Raw genomic sequence first — 2,746 nt, 5'->3', positions numbered from 1 at the left:
GGCGCGGCGGGCTCGCTCGCGGGCGGCTGCGGGGCGGCGCCCGACTGGGCCGCCTCGCGATCAGCCGCCTCCTGGGCCAGCGCGGCGTCCACCGCACGCTGCTCGGGGGTGCGCTGGTCGCTGAACACCAGCAGCAGGTAGCGGCTGCGGTTGAGGCGCGCGGTCGGCACCGCGCGGACCACGGCGAACGGCTGGCCGGAGTCGTGGATCACTTCCTTGACCGTGGCCACCGGGTAGCCGGCCGGGAAGCGCTGGCCGAGGCCGGAGCTGACCAGCAGGTCGCCTTCCTTGATGTCGGCGGTGTCGGCGACGTGGCGCAGCTCGAGCTGTTCGGGATTGCCGGTGCCGACGGCGATGGCGCGCAGGCCGTTGCGGTTGACCTGCACCGGAATGCTGTGGGTGGTGTCGGTGAGCAGCAGCACGCGGGCGGTATAGGGCATCACCTCGACCACCTGGCCCATCAGGCCGAGGGCGTCGAGCACCGGCTGGCCGAGGGTGACGCCGTCCTTCTCGCCCTTGTCGATGAGGATGCGGTGGGTGAAGGGATTGGGGTCGATGCCGATCAGCTCGCCGACCAGCACCTGCTCGTCGACCAGCGCGGCCGAGTTGAGCAGCTCGCGCAGGCGCACGTTCTGCTCGGTGAGGGTGGCCAGCTTCTGCAGGCGGCGTTGCAGCAGCAGGGCCTCGGCCTTGAGCTTCTCGTTCTCGGCGATCAGCTCGTCGCGGCTGCTGAACCGCTGGCCGACGCTTTCCCACAGGCGCACCGGACGCTCGGCCAGCCAGTACAGCGGCGTGAGCACCTGGCCCAGCTGGCTGCGCAGCGGCTTGAGCGCGTCGAAACGGGCGTCCACCACCATCAGCGCCACCGACAGCACGGTGAGCACCAGCAGGCGCACGCCCAGCGAGGGCCCCTTGGCAAAAAGCGGTTTGATGGCGAGCCCCCTCGCAACGTCAGACAGGACGCGCCAGGCGACGGGCGCGCAGCAACGCCGCGCCGGCCGCCTGGCGCTGGCCGGTTACTCGGTCGACAGCAGGTCCATGGCGTGGCGGTCGATCATCTCCAGGGCGCGACCGCCGCCGCGGGCGACGCAGGTCAGCGGATCCTCGGCGACGATCACCGGCAGGCCGGTTTCCTGGGCCAGCAGCTTGTCCAGGTCGCGCAGCAGCGCGCCGCCGCCGGTCAGCACCAGGCCGCGCTCGGCGATGTCCGAGGCCAGCTCCGGCGGCGACTGCTCGAGGGCGCTCTTCACCGCCTGGACGATGGCCGCCAGCGATTCCTGCAGCGCCTCGTGCACCTCGGCGGAGTTGAGGGTGAAGCTGCGCGGCACGCCCTCGGCCAGGTTGCGGCCACGCACGTCGATCTCGCGCAGTTCGCTGCCCGGGAAGGCGGTGCCGATTTCCTGCTTGATGCGCTCGGCGGTCGCCTCGCCGATCAGGCTGCCGTAGTTGCGGCGCACGTAGGTGACGATGGCCTCGTCGAAGCGGTCGCCGCCGACGCGCACGGATTCGGCGTAGACCACGCCGTTCAGCGAGATCAGGGCGATCTCGGTGGTGCCGCCGCCGATGTCGACCACCATCGAGCCGCGCGCCTCGTCCACCGGCAGGCCGGCGCCGATGGCCGCGGCCATCGGCTCCTCGATCAGGAACACCTCGCGGGCGCCGGCGCCGAGGGCCGACTCGCGGATCGCGCGGCGCTCGACCTGGGTCGACTTGCACGGCACGCAGATCAGCACGCGCGGCGACGGCTGCAGGAAGCTGTTCTCGTGCACCTTGTTGATGAAGTACTGCAGCATCTTCTCGCAGACGCTGAAGTCGGCGATCACGCCGTCCTTCATCGGCCGGATGGCGGAGATGTTGCCCGGGGTACGCCCCAGCATGCGCTTGGCGTCGGTCCCGACAGCCACCACGCTCTTCTGATTGCCCTGGTTGCGGATGGCGACCACGGAGGGTTCGTTGAGCACAATCCCGCGCTCACGCACATAAATAAGGGTGTTGGCAGTACCCAGGTCGATCGACAGATCGCTGGAAAACATGCCGCGCAGTTTTTTCAACATGGGACAGAAAACCCTGGGGGGAACGCGTGGCTAAAAGTGCGGCGAACTCTAACAACGGCAGGGATTTTGGGCAAGGCGCACATATGTTAGATTGCTCGCTTTTCCGGGCCTGCATGGCCCTCAATCGCGGCCTTTGACCGCCGTTTGGCGGCCTTCGTTCCATGCCATCGCCTGCCGGTCATTCGTCGCTTTTCCGCTGGAGACACCCGATGGCGCTCGAACGCTCCGACGTGGAAAAGATCGCCCACCTGGCCCGCCTGGGGCTGGACGAGGCGGAGATTCCGCGCACCACCGAGACCCTCAACAACATCCTCGGCCTGATCGACCAGATGCAGGCGGTGAACACCGACGGCATCGAACCGCTGGCCCACCCGCTGGAAGCCACCCAGCGTCTGCGCGCCGACGTGGTGAGCGAGGAAAACCACCGCGAAGACTACCAGGCCATCGCCCCGGCGGTGGAAAACGGCCTGTATCTGGTTCCCAAGGTGATCGAGTGATGCATCGACTGACTCTGGCGCAAATCGCCCGCGGCCTGGCCGCCAAGGACTTCTCCTCCGTCGAGCTGAGCGACGCCCTGCTCGCGCGCATCCAGCAGCTCGACCCGCAGCTCAACAGCTTCATCAGCGTCACCGCCGACCAGGCGCGCGCCCAGGCGGCGGCCGCCGACGCGCGGCGCGCGGCCGGCGAGACCG

Annotated in this window: 3 protein-coding genes and 1 pseudogene; 2 read left to right on the top strand and 2 right to left on the bottom strand. The window is 69.0% G+C overall.

Annotated elements, in window-relative coordinates:
- Together mreC and mreB are read right to left on the bottom strand one after the other, a co-directional pair.
- Positions 1 to 884, bottom strand: an 884-nt coding sequence (mreC, locus tag E5198_RS20835) for a rod shape-determining protein MreC (protein WP_256659228.1), incomplete at its 3' end; no start/stop codon positions are given.
- 132 nt (positions 885 to 1,016) lie between these two features.
- Positions 1,017 to 2,054 carry a rod shape-determining protein MreB gene (mreB, locus tag E5198_RS20830; RefSeq protein ID WP_136491813.1) on the bottom strand — a complete coding sequence of 346 codons (1,038 nt, stop codon included), beginning with the start codon at positions 2,052 to 2,054 and terminating at the stop codon, positions 1,017 to 1,019.
- Positions 2,055 to 2,263: 209 nt separating this feature from the next.
- Between mreB and gatC the strand changes: the two genes are divergently transcribed.
- Both gatC and E5198_RS20820 read left to right on the top strand, forming a co-directional pair.
- Entirely contained in the window at positions 2,264 to 2,551 is a 288-nt protein-coding gene (gene gatC, locus E5198_RS20825; RefSeq protein WP_136491812.1) for an Asp-tRNA(Asn)/Glu-tRNA(Gln) amidotransferase subunit GatC, read from the top strand.
- Positions 2,551 to 2,746, top strand: a pseudogene (locus tag E5198_RS20820) (amidase family protein); the annotation flags it as partial. The gene gatC and the pseudogene E5198_RS20820, both read left to right, overlap by 1 nt.

Source organism: Pseudomonas sp. A-1, from assembly GCF_004801855.1.
Lineage (GTDB): Bacteria > Pseudomonadota > Gammaproteobacteria > Pseudomonadales > Pseudomonadaceae > Geopseudomonas.
Note: the sequence above shows the minus strand (reverse complement) of the source record. Positions and strands in the feature narration are given on the sequence as shown.